The organism is Halomonas salipaludis (genome assembly GCF_002286975.1).
GTDB classification, from domain to species: Bacteria; Pseudomonadota; Gammaproteobacteria; order Pseudomonadales; family Halomonadaceae; genus Franzmannia; species Franzmannia salipaludis.
Genome location: NZ_NSKB01000006.1, coordinates 302,968 through 318,684, shown reverse-complemented (window position 1 = coordinate 318,684; position 15,717 = coordinate 302,968). Strand labels below are relative to the sequence as shown.

Annotated in this window: 15 protein-coding genes; 12 read left to right on the top strand and 3 right to left on the bottom strand. The window is 68.2% G+C overall.

Translation table 11 applies throughout. The features are described 5' to 3' along the window. Window positions 1-136: 136 nt before the first annotated feature. The 11 genes from CK498_RS17135 (at window position 137) to CK498_RS17085 (ending at window position 8,317) form a co-directional block, all read left to right on the top strand. Window positions 137-1,072: a calcium/sodium antiporter gene (locus tag CK498_RS17135; protein WP_095622065.1), complete on the top strand. Its 936-nt coding sequence runs from the start codon at window positions 137-139 to the stop codon at window positions 1,070-1,072. Window positions 1,073-1,142: 70 nt separating this feature from the next. Then, window positions 1,143-2,123 carry a KpsF/GutQ family sugar-phosphate isomerase gene (locus CK498_RS17130; protein ID WP_095622064.1) on the top strand — a complete coding sequence of 327 codons (981 nt, stop codon included), beginning with the start codon at window positions 1,143-1,145 and terminating at the stop codon, window positions 2,121-2,123. An 8-nt stretch (window positions 2,124-2,131) separates the two neighbouring features. After that, window positions 2,132-2,689, top strand: a complete 558-nt coding sequence (locus CK498_RS17125) for a KdsC family phosphatase (RefSeq protein ID WP_095622063.1) — start codon at window positions 2,132-2,134, stop codon at window positions 2,687-2,689. Window positions 2,690-2,692: 3 nt separating this feature from the next. Further along, window positions 2,693-3,283, top strand: coding sequence for an LPS export ABC transporter periplasmic protein LptC (lptC, locus tag CK498_RS17120; RefSeq protein WP_095622062.1), 591 nt, complete (start codon window positions 2,693-2,695; stop codon window positions 3,281-3,283). Then, complete coding sequence (gene lptA / locus CK498_RS17115; RefSeq protein WP_095622061.1) at window positions 3,280-3,789, top strand: lipopolysaccharide transport periplasmic protein LptA; 510 nt, start codon at window positions 3,280-3,282, stop codon at window positions 3,787-3,789. The genes lptC and lptA overlap by 4 nt, the downstream gene beginning before the upstream one ends. Before the next feature lie 36 nt (window positions 3,790-3,825). Further along, entirely contained in the window at window positions 3,826-4,551 is a 726-nt protein-coding gene (gene lptB / locus CK498_RS17110; RefSeq protein WP_095622060.1) for an LPS export ABC transporter ATP-binding protein, read from the top strand. A 162-nt stretch (window positions 4,552-4,713) separates the two neighbouring features. Then, complete coding sequence (locus tag CK498_RS17105; protein ID WP_095622059.1) at window positions 4,714-6,126, top strand: RNA polymerase factor sigma-54; 1,413 nt, start codon at window positions 4,714-4,716, stop codon at window positions 6,124-6,126. Between the two features lie 111 nt (window positions 6,127-6,237). Further along, on the top strand, window positions 6,238-6,546 hold the full coding sequence (hpf, locus tag CK498_RS17100) for a ribosome hibernation-promoting factor, HPF/YfiA family (protein ID WP_095622058.1): 309 nt from the start codon (window positions 6,238-6,240) through the stop codon (window positions 6,544-6,546). 7 nt (window positions 6,547-6,553) lie between these two features. Continuing rightward, window positions 6,554-7,042, top strand: coding sequence for a PTS sugar transporter subunit IIA (locus CK498_RS17095; protein WP_095622225.1), 489 nt, complete (start codon window positions 6,554-6,556; stop codon window positions 7,040-7,042). Window positions 7,043-7,119: 77 nt separating this feature from the next. Continuing rightward, window positions 7,120-8,043: an RNase adapter RapZ gene (gene rapZ, locus CK498_RS17090; protein WP_095622057.1), complete on the top strand. Its 924-nt coding sequence runs from the start codon at window positions 7,120-7,122 to the stop codon at window positions 8,041-8,043. 4 nt (window positions 8,044-8,047) lie between these two features. Continuing rightward, window positions 8,048-8,317 carry an HPr family phosphocarrier protein gene (locus tag CK498_RS17085; RefSeq protein WP_095622056.1) on the top strand — a complete coding sequence of 90 codons (270 nt, stop codon included), beginning with the start codon at window positions 8,048-8,050 and terminating at the stop codon, window positions 8,315-8,317. 14 nt (window positions 8,318-8,331) lie between these two features. Here the strand turns inward: CK498_RS17085 and pmbA are convergent, their stop codons facing one another. Beyond that, complete coding sequence (pmbA, locus tag CK498_RS17080) at window positions 8,332-9,672, bottom strand: metalloprotease PmbA (protein ID WP_095622055.1); 1,341 nt, start codon at window positions 9,670-9,672, stop codon at window positions 8,332-8,334. Window positions 9,673-9,738: 66 nt separating this feature from the next. Between pmbA and yjgA the strand changes: the two genes are divergently transcribed. Beyond that, window positions 9,739-10,245, top strand: a complete 507-nt coding sequence (yjgA, locus tag CK498_RS17075) for a ribosome biogenesis factor YjgA (protein WP_095622054.1) — start codon at window positions 9,739-9,741, stop codon at window positions 10,243-10,245. 206 nt (window positions 10,246-10,451) lie between these two features. Here the strand turns inward: yjgA and tldD are convergent, their stop codons facing one another. Then, entirely contained in the window at window positions 10,452-11,921 is a 1,470-nt protein-coding gene (gene tldD, locus CK498_RS17070; protein ID WP_176475824.1) for a metalloprotease TldD, read from the bottom strand. Continuing rightward, entirely contained in the window at window positions 11,918-15,715 is a 3,798-nt protein-coding gene (locus CK498_RS17065) for a YhdP family phospholipid transporter (protein ID WP_095622053.1), read from the bottom strand. The genes tldD and CK498_RS17065 overlap by 4 nt, the downstream gene beginning before the upstream one ends. Window positions 15,716-15,717 lie beyond the last annotated feature (2 nt).

Below are 15,717 nucleotides of genomic sequence, written 5' to 3'. Positions count from 1 at the left end.
TAACTGCGACAGCCCTCGCCAGCGAGAGTTGCGGCAACGCATCATCGACATCTCGCCGCGCCTTGCACCCCCGGTCCAAGGCGCGTTTAATTGGCGCCTTCTTATTAGTCGCGCACCGGACCGCCACCTCTTCATCATGCTGCTACCCCTGATCACCATTCTGGTCGGCCTGATCGGCCTGCTGTGGAGCGCCGACCGCTTCGTCGGTGCCGCCGCCGCCACCGCGTATCGCGCCGGAATGAGCACCCTGCTGATCGGCATGACCATCGTCGCGCTGGGCACCTCGGCACCCGAGATCCTGGTCTCGATCATGGCCGCCCTGGACGGCGTGCCCAATCTCGCCACGGGCAATGCCCTGGGCTCCAATATCGCCAATATCGGCCTGGTGCTCGGCATCACCGCGCTGGTGGCACCGATCCCGGTGCGCTTCTCCATCGTGCGCCGCGAGCTGCCGCTGCTGCTTGGCGCCACCGGGTTGGCCGGCTATGCGCTGGCCAACGGTATCCTCGGGCGCTTCGATGCACTGTTTCTGCTAGCGCTGCTGGGCTTCAGCCTGTGGTGGCTGTTTCGTGCCGACACCCCCGACGAAGAGGCCCCCGGCCAGGTGCCGGACATGACGCTGCCCAAGGCGCTGGCCTGGCTGGCGCTGACGCTGCTGCTGCTGGTAGCCAGCTCGCGCCTGCTGGTGTGGGGGGCCAGCGAACTGGCACGCAGCTTCGGCATCAGCGAACTGGTCATCGGCTTGAGCATCGTTGCCATCGGCACCAGCCTGCCGGAGCTGGCCGCCTGCGTCTCGAGCGCGCTCAAGCGCCATCACGACATCGCCATCGGCAACGTAATCGGCTCCAACCTGTTCAACATGCTGGCGGTGCTGCCGATTCCCGGCATGCTGGCCCCCGGTCCCATCGACCCCGCCGCCGCCAGCCGCGACTTTCCGACCATGCTGACCCTGACCCTGCTGCTCGGTGCGCTACTACTATGGCAGCGCCATGGCGCCATCGGCCGTCTGCCCGGCGGCGTGCTGGCAGTGCTGTATGGCGGCTATCTCGGCTGGCTGGCGTTGAGTCTGTAAGCAGCGAATACTGAACTCGCGCGAGGTGTCACACTTGAGCCACGCGCCACAACCGGCAACAATCATCGCCATGACCGACACCCCTGACTCCGTGTTTCGTGCCAGCGCCTGGCGCACCCTCGACCTCGAGCAGCAGGCCATCGCCGCGCTCGGCGCTCAGCTCGACGCCGATTTCGATCGCGCCTGCCAGCTAATGCTCGACTGCAACGGCCGCGTGGTGGTCACCGGCATGGGCAAGTCGGGGCATATCGCCGGCAAGATCGCCGCCACCCTTGCCAGCACCGGCACCCCGGCGTTCTTCGTGCACCCCGGCGAAGCCAGCCACGGCGACCTGGGCATGATCACCCGCGGCGACGTGGTCCTGGCACTGTCGAACTCCGGCGAGACCAGCGAGGTCACCGCCCTGCTGCCGCTACTCAAGCGCATGGGCACGCCGCTGATCAGCATGACCGGACGTCCCGGCTCGACGCTGGCGCGTCATGCCGACGCCCATCTCAATGCCGCCGTGGCCCGCGAGGCCTGCCCCCTCGACCTGGCACCCACCGCCTCGACTACCGCCGCCCTGGCGCTTGGCGATGCGCTGGCAGTGGCGCTGCTCGAGGCACGTGGCTTCACCGCCGAGGAGTTTGCCCTGTCGCACCCCGGCGGCAGCCTCGGCCGACGCCTGCTGCTCAAGGTCGGCGACCTGATGCACCAGGGCAGCCGCCTACCCCAAGTGCCGCTCGGCAGCCCGCTGCGTGACGCCCTGCTCGAGATTACCCGTCAAGGCCTCGGCTTCACCTGCGTGGTCGATGAACAGGGCCTGCTCGCCGGGGTCTATACCGACGGCGACCTGCGGCGTACGCTCGATCAGTATGCCGACCTGCGCTCGCTCAAGGTCGACGAGGTCATGACCCGCCCCGGCAAGCGCATCGGCGCCGAGGTACTCGCCGCCGAAGCGGTGCGCGTGATGGAGGACAACCGCATCACCGCCCTGGCGGTGGTCGACGACCAGGGCCGCCCGGTGGGCGCCCTGCACATGCATGACCTACTGACCAGCGGCGTTATCTAGGAGAATTCATGAGCCCAGACACCCCGTCCCTCCCCCCAGCCCTGATCGACCGGGCCCGCCACGTTCGCCTGCTGGCACTGGACGTCGACGGCGTGTTCACCGACGGCCGTCTCTATTTCCAGGCCGACGGCATCGAGATCAAGGCGTTTCATACCCAGGACGGCCACGGCGTCAAGCTGCTGCGCCAGGCCGGCCTGGAAGTGGCCTTGATCACCGGGCGCGACTCACCGATGGTCAGCCAGCGTGCCGCGGCACTGAGCATCGACCATGTGCTGCAGGGCCGCGAGGACAAGCTCGCCGCACTGCGCGAGCTGTGCCAGCGACTTGGCCTGGGGCTCGAGCAGGTCGCCTACGGCGGCGATGACCTGCCTGACCTGGCGGCGATCAAGCGTGCAGGGCTCGGTATCAGCGTCCCCAACGCCCCGGATTACATCCGCGCCCACGCCGACTGGGTTACCCAGCGCCCCGGCGGCCACGGGGCGGTGCGTGAGATCTGCGATGCGCTGCTCCAGGCCCAGGGCCACTGGGGCGCGGTAGTCGACACCTTCCTGCACGGGAAGCGCTGAGCCATGACCATCCGCCTGCCGCGCCCCTCCTACAAGCTATGGCTGCTGCTGCTCCTGCTGCTGCTCGGCGGGGTGCTGGCGCTGTTCGAACAGCGCGACAGCTTCGGCCCCGGCCCGGTGCCGCGCGATGCGGCCGGCGAGCCCGACTACTACCTCGAAGACGCCACCATGACCCGCTTCGACGCCCAAGGCCGACCCCATCAGCGCCTCGAGACACCGCGCCTGGTGCACACCCCCCACGACGACGTCACCCGCACCCAGACGCCAATCAGTCGGCTGCTCGACAGCGAGGGCCGCACCTGGTTCAGCTACGGTGACGTCGGCACCCTCGGCCCTGGCAATGAGCGGCTGACGCTGGCCGGCAACGCCCGCCTGGAGGCCCCCGACGAGGGCTGGCGGCTGGAGACCGACGTGCTGCACGTCGATCTCGACATCGGCCACGCCTTCAGCGAGAGCACTGCTACCCTATATCAGCCGCCACAGTGGACCCGCGGCGAACGTTTCGACGCCTGGATCGACGAAGACCGCATGCGCCTGACCGACAACGTGCGCGGCCACCACCCACCCGAAGGCCCCGAGGAACCCGCATCATGAGGCGATCATCCCTGACCCTGGCAGTGGCCGCCTGGCTGCTGTTGGGAAGCGCCGCTGCCCTGGCCCAGAGCCAGGACGCCAGCCAGCCCATCGACGTTATCGCCGACCAGCTCGACCTCGACGACCGCGCCGGCACCGCGGTCTACACCGGCGATGTGGATATCCGCCAGGGTTCGCTGCAGGTCACCGGCGATCGCGTCGAGATCCGTCGCAACGATGCCGGCGAGGTCTCGCGCATCACCGCCACCGGCGAGCGCGCCTACGTCGAGCAACGTCCCGAACCCGACGAGGAGCTGATGCGCGGCTGGGGCCGCACCATCATCTATCACGTCGCCGCGCGCCGCGTGGAGTTGATCGACCAGGCCGAACTGCACCAGGCCCGCGACACCTTCGACGGCGGCTACGTCGAGTACTTCCTCGACCGCCGCGTGGTCCAGGCCCGCTCCGAGGTCGAGGGCAGCGAACGTCAGCGCGTACGCATGACCCTCAACCCCGAGCAGAACTGACTCGAGCCACTTCGCTCCCCTACTTAAGGCAAGCGCATGACGACCCTTCGCGCCAAGCACCTGGCCAAGAGCTACAAGCGCCGCCGGGTGGTGCACGACATCAGCCTGACCATCGACCAGGGCAGCATCGTCGGCCTGCTCGGCCCCAACGGGGCCGGCAAGACCACCTCGTTCTATATGATCGTCGGGCTGGTCAAGGCCGACGCCGGCGAGGTCCATATCGACGACCTCGATCTGTCGCGGGCGGCCATGCACGAGCGCGCCCAGGCCGGGCTCGGCTACCTGCCCCAGGAAGCCTCGGTATTTCGCAAGCTGTCGGTGGCCGACAATATCATGGCGATCCTCGAGACCCGCAAGGACCTCGACCGCGCCGGACGCCAGGCACGTCTCGAACAGCTGCTCGGCGAGTTCCATGTCACCCACATCCGCAACAACCTGGGCATGAGCCTGTCCGGCGGTGAGCGACGCCGGGTCGAGATCGCCCGCGCGCTGGCCACCGAGCCGACCTTTATCCTGCTCGACGAACCCTTCGCCGGGGTCGACCCGATCTCGGTGGGCGAGATCAAGGGCATCATCCGCCAGCTCAAGGCGCGCGGCATCGGTGTGCTGATCACCGATCACAACGTCCGTGAGACTCTGGATATCTGCGACCGCGCCTACATCGTCGGCGACGGCCAGATCATCGCCGAGGGCAGCGCCGCCGAGGTGCTCGACAACCAGCAAGTCCGCGATGTCTACCTCGGCGAGGACTTCCGGCTCTAAGAGTACTCGGCCTCAAGCCTATGAAAACACGCTGTGCTATTGACAACTGGCACACGAATTGCGCATGGCATGCTTATTGCAGAGATTTCATGCCATAGTGCTTGCATGGGGTCGCGACGCGGGCTACCGTGATCGCTCACTTGTCAGCGAAGCCGTCTCCCCATGGCCATGAAACCCTCGTTGCAACTGCGCGTCGGTACCCACCTGACGATGACGCCCCAGCTGCAGCAGGCGATCGCCCTGCTGCAGCTGTCGACCCTCGATCTTCGCCAGGAAATCCAGCAGGCGCTGGAATCCAACCCCATGCTCGAGCTCGACGATGCCTTCGGTGAGCAGGAGGTGGCCGAGGCCAAGGAGGACGACTGGTCGAGCGAGATCCCCGACGAGCTGTCGGTCGATAGCGACTGGTCGGACACCTACCAGGACATGGCGCCCAGCGGCAGCGGCGAAGCGCCGGACTTCGAGCGCAACGCCAGCGGTGAAAGCCTCCACGATCACCTGGCCTGGCAACTGGCGATGACCGACCTGGTCGACCGCGAGCGGATCATCGCCGAAAGCCTGATCGATGCCGTCGACGACAACGGTTACCTGGCGGCGAGCCTCGATGAACTCAGCGGCGGGCTGCGCGACCAGGGCCTTGCCGGCCTCAAAGTCAGCGAGGTCGAGCAGGTACTGCTGCGCCTGCAGCAGTTCGAGCCCACCGGGGTATGTGCCCGCGACCTGCGCGAATGCCTGATGCTGCAGCTCGGCGTACTACCCGACGATACCCCGCTGTTGCCCCAGGCCAAGCGCCTGGTACGCCAGTTCCTGGAGGCCCTGGCCGGCGACGACCGCAAGCTGCTCAAGCGCCGCCTGCGCCTCGACGACGACCAGCTCGACCACGTCATTGCCCTGGTACGCACCCTCGACCCGCGCCCCGGCCAGGCCTTCAGCGACAGCGGCAATGACTACGTGATCCCCGACCTGATCGCCCGCCATACCCAGGCCGGGTGGCGCATCGAGCTGAATCCCGAGGCGCTGCCACGCATGCGTATCCAGCCCGACTACGCGGCACTGATCAAACGCGCCGACAAGAGCGACGACAACGCCTTCATGAAGCAGCACCTGCAGGAGGCACGCTGGCTGATCAAGAGCCTGTCGAGCCGCAACGACACCCTGCTGCGGGTCGGTCGCGAGATCATGGCGCGCCAGTTCGACTTCCTCGAGCAGGGCGAAGAAGCCATGAAGCCGCTGATCCTGGCCGACATCGCCCAGGCAGTGGAGATGCACGAGTCGACCATTTCGCGCGTCACCACCCAGAAATTCATCCACACCCCGCGCGGGGTGTTCGAGCTCAAGTACTTCTTCTCCAGCCACGTCGGCGGTGCCGGCGAGGGTGACGCCCACTCCAGTACCGCGATTCGCGCGCGCCTCAAGAAGCTGATCGGCGAGGAGCCGCCGCGTAAGCCACTGTCCGACAGCAAGCTGGTCGACCTGCTCTCCGACAGTGGCATCAAGGTTGCCCGGCGTACCGTGGCGAAGTACCGCGAAGCCATGGGCATCCCGCCCTCCAGTGAGCGCAAACGACTGTCCTGAAAGTAAAAAAACCTGCCATACCGGCGTTGCTCAAATCCACTGGCACAGGGGGTATGCAGCGCCACAAAAAGGGTTACAATCGAAGCGACACCCGCAGGAAAGGAGCGTGCCATGCAAGTCAACATCACCGGACACCATGTTGAACTGACCGAATCGCTGCGTGATTACGTCGACGAGAAGCTCGCCCGCCTCGAACGACACTACGACAACATCACCACCGTGCAGGTCACGCTTTCCATCGAAAAGGAGCGCCAGCACGCCGCCTGCACCCTGCACGCCGCAGGGGCCGATATCCACGCCGATGCCCAGGACGTGGACATGTACGCTGCCATCGACGCCCTGGCCGACAAGCTCGACCGCCAACTGGTCAAACACAAGGAAAAAGCTCAGGCCCGCGCCCAAGGCGCCGGTGTCCGCTGATTTCTCCATGACTCTGCAAACCATCCTACCCCCCGAGCGCGCCCTGTTCGGCGTCCCCGGGGGGAGCAAGAAACGGGTGCTGGAATTCTTCAGCACCTTCATTGCCCAGAACACCCCGAGCCTCGACAGCCAGGAAGTCTTCAGCCGGTTGATCGGACGCGAACGGCTGGGCAGTACCGGCATCGGCAACGGGGTCGCTATCCCCCATGCCCGCAGCCCCCACTGCAAGACGCCGCTGGCCGGCTTTCTCAAGCTCAGCGAGGCAGTCGACTTCGATGCCATCGACGGTGACCCGGTAGATCTGGTGTTCGTGCTGCTGGTTCCCGAACAGGCCGACGACACCCACCTGGCACTGCTCGCCGAAGTCGCCGGCGTGATGAACGACGCCGACACCCGCACGCGGCTGCGCCACTGCGAGAGTCAGCGTGAACTTCATGATACCCTGATGGATGCCATCGACCGTCAGGCCCAGCACCCCGATACTCCCGCTCCCTGAGCCTTTGCCAGGGCCGCCTGGAAGTCCCGACGCACGTCGGCGGCACGTTTTAGCGCAGGTTCGCGCAGGAGAGCAGCATGCAGCTCGTCATCATCAGCGGCCGATCCGGCTCGGGTAAATCGATTGCCTTGCAGGCCCTCGAAGACCTGGGCTTCTATGCCATCGACAACCTCCCGGCGATGCTGCTCGGCTCGCTGGTCGACGAACTGCATGCCGGCGAGCCGCGCCGCGCCTCGATCGCCGTGAGCATCGACGCGCGCAATCTGCCGGACGCCCTGGAGCGCTTCCCGAGCCAGCTCGACGAGGTACGCCAGCGCGGTGTCGACTGCCAGGTCGTCTACCTCACCGCTGACGCCAAGATCCTCCTCGAGCGCTACTCGGCCACCCGCCGTCGCCATCCGCTGACCCGCGACAGCGACCGCACCCTGGCCGAGGCCATCGACTCCGAGGAGAGCGCACTGGCCGAGATCCGCGACCTGGCCGATCTGACCATCGATACCACCCGGCTGTCGGTTCACGACCTGCGCGGACGCATTACCGAACAGGTCGCCCAGCATGTCGGCAAGCAGCTGACCCTGACCTTCGAGTCGTTCGGCTTCAAGCGCGGCGTGCCGCTGGATGCCGACACCGTGTTCGACGCCCGCTGCCTGCCCAACCCCTACTGGGATCCACGGCTGCGACCGTTCAACGGCCGCGACGCCGAGATCGTCGAGTTCCTCGAGGGCTATCGCGACGTCGCCGACATGGCCAGTGACATCCACCGCTGGCTGAGTCGCTGGCTACCTGCCTATCAAGCCAGCCATCGCAGCTATGTCACCGTGGCGATCGGCTGCACTGGCGGCCAGCACCGCTCGGTCTATCTGGTCGAACGCCTGGCCTCTGAGTTTGCTGCCCGCTACCCCGACGTACGCCTGCGCCACCGCGAACTGGGCATTCACACCGCCATCACCCGCCCCGCTGCCAAGGACAGCGAGCACGCCACCACACCTCAAGGAAGTTGAGCCGATGCCGAGCCGTGAGCTGATCCTGACCAACAAGCGTGGCCTGCACGCCCGCGCGGCCACCAAGCTGGTGCAGTGCTGCCAGCCGTATCGCGCCAAGGTCAGGGTTCACCACGCCGACCGCGACGCCGACGCCGCCAACATCATGTCGCTGCTGATGCTCGCCGCGCCCTGCGGCAGCGCGCTCACCGTTCACGCCGAGGGTGACGACGCCGAGGCCGTGCTCGACGCCTTGGGGGCCCTCTTCGAATCACGCTTCGAAGAGGGCGAGTAGGCGCTTCCCCTGCCTCAGCTGCCCGCCACCGTCATCTCGTCGATCAACCAGCTGCCGCTGTGGATGCTGCCGCGGGTGTCGACATCATCGCCCACCGCCACCAGGCCACGAAACATCTGCTCGAGGTTGCCGGCGATAGTGAACTCTTCTACCGGGTGCTGGATCACGCCGTTTTCGACCCAGAACCCCGCCGCACCGCGGGAGTAGTCGCCGGTCACGCTGTTGACGCCCTGCCCCATCAGCTCGGTGACCAGCACCCCGGTGCCGAGCTGCTCGAGCAGCGCAGCCTGCGGCGTCAGCGGCGCCTCGAGACGCAGGTTGCGGGCGCCACCGGCATTACCGGTGCTGTGCATGCCGAGCCGCCGCGCGCTATACGCCGAGAGCATGTAGCTGGCCAGCCGGCCCTGGTCGATGAACACGTTGTCGCGGGTGTAGACGCCGTCATTGTCGAAGGGGGCACTGGCCGAGGCACCGACTTCCAGCGGCCGCTCGCCCAGCGTGAACCAGCTCGGGAACAGCGTCTCGCCGAGGCGTCCGCACAGGAAGGAGGCGTCGCGATACAGCGCCCCTCCAGCGATGGCGCTCATCAGATGGCCAATCAGGCCGGCCGCCAGCTGTGGGTCGAACAGCACCGGGAAGCGTCCAGTGCCGGGACGCTTGGCCCCCAGCCGACGCAGCGTCTTGTCGGCGGCCTGGCGGCCGATCGTCTCGGCGGCCACCAGCCGGGCCGGGTCGCGCTCGCTGGTGTACTCGTAGTCGCGCTGCATGCCACTATCATCCTCGGCGATCAGCATGCACGACAGCGAGTGGCGGCTGCCGCACTGGCTGCCCAGGAAACCGTGGCTGTTGCCGTAGACGCGTACGCCCTCACCGCTCGACAGGCTGGCGCCGTCGGAGTTGCTGATGCCCGCCACGCCGCGACCGGCGGACTCGCAGGCGAGCGCCAGCTCGATGGCCTCGTCGGTGCTCAGCCGCCACGGATGGTGCACCTCGAGGTCGGGCAGCTCGGTGGCCATCAGCTCCGCCGGCGCCAGGCCGGCGTGGGGGTCTTCGCCGGTATAGCGGGCGATGCCGATGGCCTTCTCCACCGCGGCCCTGATCGACGCCTCGCCGGCATCCGACGACGAGGCGCTGCCCTTGCGGCTGCCGACGAACACCGTCACCGCGATACCCTGATCGCGGGACAGCTCGACGCTCTCCACCTCGCCGAGCCGCACGCTGACGCCGATCCCCTGATCGACGCTGGCCCCTACTTCGCAGGCATCGGCGCCCAGCCGACGCGCCAGATCCAGCGCTGAAGCGACCCGCGCCTCGAGCAGCGCCTGCTGCTCGGCGGCATCAAAAGCCTGTGTCATCTCGTGTCTCCTTGACTGGGGTGGGCTGGTATACTCGCCGCACACCCCGATGCTGATGGTAATGGCATGTCATTCGATTCCCCCGCCGACCACGATGGTTGGCAGAGCAAGACCCAACGCAAGCAGGAGATGCAGGCCCTGCAGGCACTGGGCGAAAAGATCATCGCCCTGTCCGACGCCGAGCGCGCCCGGCTGCCGCTCTCTGACGAGATGCTCGCCGCGGTCGAGGAGACCGGGCGCATCCGCTCCCACGAAGGCCGGCGCCGCCATATGCAGTACGTCGGCAAGGTCATGCGCCGCGAGGATACCGCGGCGATCCAGGCTGCCTTCGACGAATTCGAGCAGGAGAAGCTGCAGCGCGACCACGCCTTCCACCGCCTGGAGAAGTGGCGCGAGCGGCTGATCGAGCAAGGCGACGAGGCCGTCGAGGCCTTTATCGTCGAGTTCCCCGATGTCGACCGCCAGGCGCTGCGCCAGCTGATACGCAATGCCCAGCGCGAACGCGCCCAGGACAAGCCGCCGACCAGTTCGCGCAAGCTGTTCAAGCTGATTCGCGATACGGCAAGCCTATAGCACCCGGCCCCTCGTCATGGCAGCGCTGCGCGCTGCATCGCGACTGAAGTCGCTCCCACAGGGGCAGTGGCGCTAAGCCCTAAGCAGCAGCGCTGCGCGCTGCATCGCGACTGAAGTCGCTCCTACACTGTGTGGTGGCACCAAGGCCAAAGTGGGAGCGGCTTTAGCCGCGATGGTCATGCCGGCTTCACCGCGGTAGTCGGTGCTCACGACGCCGTGCCCCCCACGGTCAGCTCGTCGAGCTTGAGCGTCGGCTGGCCGACGCCAACCGGCACGCCCTGCCCCTCCTTGCCGCACACGCCGATCCCGGTGTCGAGCTCCATGTCGTGGCCGATCATCGATACCTGGGCCATCGCCTCGGGGCCGTTGCCGATCAGCGTCGCCCCCTTGACCGGTGCGGTGATCTTGCCGTCCTCGATCAGGTAGGCTTCGCTGGCCGAGAACACGAACTTGCCCGAGGTGATATCCACCTGGCCACCACCGAAGCTCACCGCATAGAGGCCGCGCTTGACGCTCTTGATGATGTCGGCGGGAGCGTCGTGACCGGCCAGCATGTAGGTATTGGTCATGCGCGGCATCGGCATGTGCGCATAGGACTCGCGACGTGCGTTGCCGGTGGGCGCCATGCCCATCAGCCGCGCGTTCAGCTTGTCCTGCATGTAGCCGGTGAGGATGCCGTCCTCGATCAGCGGCGTATAGGCGCCCGGGGTGCCCTCGTCGTCGATCGACAGCGAGCCGCGGCGATCCCCCAGGGTGGCGTCATCGACCACCGTCACCCCCTTGGCGGCCACCCGCTGGCCCATGCGACCGGCGAAGGCCGAGCTGCCCTTGCGGTTGAAGTCGCCCTCCAGGCCGTGGCCGACGGCCTCGTGGAGCAGGATGCCGGGCCAGCCGGCGCCCAGCACCACTGGCATCTGGCCCGCCGGCGCGTCCACCGCCTCGAGGTTGACCATGGCCTGGCGCACCGCTTCGCGGGCGAAGCGACTCGGCGCCTGGTCGTCGCGCAGGCGCGCCATGGCGTAGCGACCGCCGCCGCCGGCGCTACCACGCTCGCGGCGGCCGTTGCTGGTCACGATCACGCTGACGTTGAAGCGCACCAGCGGGCGCACGTCGGCGGCCAGGGTGCCGTCGCTGGCACGCACCAGCACAACTTCGTAGAGACCGGTCAGCGAGGCACTGACCTGGCTCACCGCGGGGTTCTCGGCCCGTGCGATGCGATCGGCCTCCTTGAGCATGGCGATCTTGTCGCCGGCACTGAGCCCAGCCAGCGGGTCGACGCCGACATAGCGTTCGTCGGCCTTGCCGAGACGCCCCGGAGCGAGCACCAGGCGCGCCCCGCTACGCGCAATGCCCGAGGCGGTGCGCCCGGTATCGGCCAGCGCCTCGGCGGTGATCTGGTTGGAGTAGGCGAAACCGGTCTTCTCGCCGGCCATGGCGCGCACACCGACCCCGCCGTCGATGCTGTAGCTGCCCTCCTTGACCTCACCATCCTCGAGCACCCAGCTCTCGTGCCAGCTGCGCTGAAAGTAGAGGTCGGCGTAGTCGATGCCGGCGCCCAGCGCATGGCCGAGCCCGGCATCGAGACCGTCGAGGTCGAGCCCCCCCGGGGTCAGCAGGGTAGCGATGGCGCCATCGAGCTTGTCCTGAGCCGTCAGGTCACGGGAGTGTAGGTTCATTCGGCACCTTCCAGGGTAATCTGCGGCGAGGTCCAGGGGCCCCGCACGCGGTAATGAATCTGCGTCGCCCGATCGATGGCTCCACCGAACAGGCGATGCGCGATGAACAGTGCCCCGCCCACTACCGGGGCGCCGGCGGCTACCGCCGCCAGCGGGAGATTTTGGCTTACTGGTACCGTGACCCCGAGACGCTGGTCGAGTTCACGCCGCGCCAGGTCGACCTGACCGTCAAGGGTGAAGCGCGTAGCCGGCGCCTCGACCACCACCGGGCCACGGGTTTCCAGAATGCCACCATACAAGGTCGCGTTGCCGATGACACTGTCGAAGGCCGTACCCTGGCCGGTCACGTCGGAGAAGTCCAGGCGCAGGCGCCGCAACAGGTTGTCGAAGTTGAGCAGCCCTACCAGGCGCGCCGAGGGCGAGTCGAGGTAGCGGAAGCGGCCGTCGCGCAGGTCGATGTCCAGGCTGCCCCGCGAGCGGTCGAGACCGAACTGCCAGGGCGCCCCGGGCCAGGCCAGCTGCGAGCGCACCCGCGTGGTGGAATTGCTGATCGCGATGGGCTGGTCGAGCCGCTCCAGGGCAGTGCCCAGGTCGCCGCCATCCAGCGCCAGCCGCGCACGGGTCAGGCTGGCGTCACCGGTGGCTTCCCAGTCGATCTCGCCGCGCGCCGAGACACGCCCCAGGGTCAAGCCCAGCGGCGCCACCTGCAGCGAGCCGGGGCTGGCCCGCCAGCGCGCGGTGAGCGGGCCGAAGCTCTTGCCTTCGTGGAGCAGGCTGGCGACCCGCAAGCGCCCGTCGGGCAGTTCACCGACCCAGTCGGGAAAAGCCGCCGGACTGGGCGCCAGGGCGATCTCGTCGAGCAGCCCCTCGGCGTCGGCCTGCTCGGGCGCCAGCGCGTCCAGATTGAGCCGCACCAGGGCGACATCCAGCTCGCCGCCAGCGGCCGGGCGGTAGTCGACGCGTCCTTCGAGCAGGCTGCCGTCGACGTCGAGGCGCCAGTCGTCACCGCTCCACGGATAGGCACTGACATACGCCGAGCCCAGGCAGCGCTGCATCACGTCGAGACAGGGCGTGGTGAAACGCACCACGCGCAGCGCATCGGGGCCTGCATCGCCCAGCTCGAGGTCGTCGACGCCGAGCCCGCCGAGGGCCTCGGCCCAGGCGCTGGTGTCGAGCCGCGGCGTGCGCCACTCGACTTCCCAGCCACTGCCGTCGGGCCAGGCGGGGGCCGCCGACCACTGTTCCAGCCACGCCTGGCCCTGGCCACCGGCGCCCCACTCGCGCCAGCGCAGGCGCAGGCGCTCGGCCAGTTCACCCTCGATCACGCCATTTTCCAGGTCGGCGTCGACAAACAGCGGCGCGCTGCCGGCCGCCGCCTTGCCGAATGGCGCCGGCAGGTGAATCGCCAGGCCGCTGAGGTCGCTGTCGAAGCGCAAGCGCGTCGCACCCTCGGCGAGATCGAGGCGCGCCGTATAGGGAAATACGCCATCGAGAATCGGTGCCGCGGCATCCAGCCCGGCCCAGCTCAGCAGCCCGCTGGCCAGCGCCCTGCCGCTGAAATCGACGCCCTGCTCGCGGGTATCGAATTCGGCGCGCAGCGGGCCGCCGAACACCCGCGCCCCAAGCACACCATCGACGCCGCCCTGACCGTCACGCTGGCGATAGGCCAGCGCGCCGTTGACGCTGTGCATGCGGATATCCAGCGGCAGGTAGACCAGTGCCGGCACGTCGACATCGGCCTCGATATCCAGGCGCAGCGCCTCGGGGTCATCGAGGGGCAGCGCCAGCGCCAGTTCACCGGCCAGGGCGCCGCTGCCGCTGAAGTCACTGCTGTCGAGATCGAAGAACGGCAACGCGGCGAGGTAATCGAGCACCGCCTCGCTGCTGCCGGCCAGTTTGCCGACGACGTCCAGCATCTGGTCGGCGAGGCTGACGCGCCCCTCCTGGGCCACCAGGCCGAGGCTCTCGGCATGCTCGACCCAGGCCTCAAGGCGCATGCCATCCATTGCCAGACGACCGCTGACATCGTCGAGCGCCGGCCATCCCTCGGCGAAGGGGAGATGTCCATCGACCAGTTCGAGGGCCAGCTCGAGCTCGATATCGTCGGGCTCTATGCCCTCGCGCAGCGGCAGACGCAGGTCCAGGGTGCCAGCGGTGACGCGACCCGCGGCGCCCAGCTCGAGCCACTCGTTGAGTCCGTCGCCGAACACCCCCACCGGCAGCCAGTCGCTTAGCGGCGTGGTCACCGCATCGATGTCGCGGAAGGCCAGCTCGAGCTCCAGCTCACCGGGCTCGGCGCCGCCCAGCGCCAGGTCGAAGCCACCCTGCACCTGAGCGCCGCGCCACAGCGCCTCGAGGTCCTGGCCATCGACATGCACCCGCTCGCCGCGATAGTCCCAGTTGACCACGCCGCGCGCGGCAGTCAGCTGCATCGGCTCGCGGAACAGCCGCGGGAAATCGAGCCGGGTATCGAGATCGCCGACGAAGGTGACCTTGCCGTGCAGATCCTCGGCCTCGACCCAGGCGTCGATGGGCCCGCCTCCAGGAGCGTTCTGCCACGCCGAGACCGCCACCTCGTGCAGCGCGCCGCGGGCCTGCCAGCTGCCGTTGCGGCGGCCGACGCCGAAGCCGCTGATACGCCCCTGGGGGTCGAGGCTGTCGAGCACCCGCACCAGCCCCTCGGGGAGCGGTACGCGGTTGCGCCAGGCGGCCAGTGCGTCGAGCTCGAAGCCGCTGGTATTGAGCCACCAGTCGCGGCCCTCACCGCGTAGATGCCAGTGTTCGGGAATCGCCGGCCCGCGCGTGGCGTCATCGTCGGCCAGCGGCTCGCGGCTCAACCACGCCTGCCAGCCATCAGGCCCATCGCGCAGCCACTGGCCGCGGGCGCGAATATCGTCCAGCGCCAGCGTCGCGCTGGCGTTGCTGACGACGAACTGCGGTACATCCAGGTCGAGTCGGGCGTCCTGTAGCGCACCCTCGTGCCAGCGCCCCCACAGCTCGGCCTTGCCCTCGGCGGCATCGAGCCGCACCGGGTCGTTGCGGCTCAGCACCTCGGCCAGCTCGACCAGGCTGGCAACGTCCATGCGCGCCTGCAGCGCGGCGCTGAAATCGGCCAGGCCTCGGCGCCCCGGCTGTATCTCCAGCGCCGCCTCCAGCGCGATGTTCTCCTGCCCCTCGACGTGCAGCCAGCCCTCGACATGGGTACGGCGCCGGTCGCCGGTCATCAGCAGACTGGGGGCTTCGAGCACCACCTGGCGATCGAGACCGTGCAGCACCAGGCGCACCTGTTCGGCTTCGACACGCTGGCGCAGCAGCGCACCGACCCAGAAATCGAGACGCTCGAGGTCGAACTCGGCGGTGGGCTGAAATTCCGGGGGCAGTTCGGCCGGCTCCGGCCAGTGCCAGGTCCGCTCCGGGGTCTGGTAGAGATGCACGGTGACCTGGCGGATGCGCGCATCTTCCACCACCGGCACCCAGTCGCGCAGCGAAGCGGCGCTGGCCAGCCGCAGCTCGGCGTGCTCGACCTCCAGCAGCGGCAGGTCGCGGCCGTCGCGGGAGGCGATGCGCAGGTGGTGAAGCTCGGCGCTGGGGTCGAGGCGATTCACCTCGGCGCGCAGCTCGGCCACGCTGACCTCGGCGTTGAAGCGCGCCGAGAGCAGCGTTTCGAGGTTGTCGCGCAGCGAGTCGACCTGGCCCAGCGCCAGGCGCAGCGCCACCGCCAGTATCGCCAGCAGCGCCAGGCCGATCGCGGTCAGGGTCAGCGCCCAGCGCAGCGTCACGCGGAGTGGGCTCATCG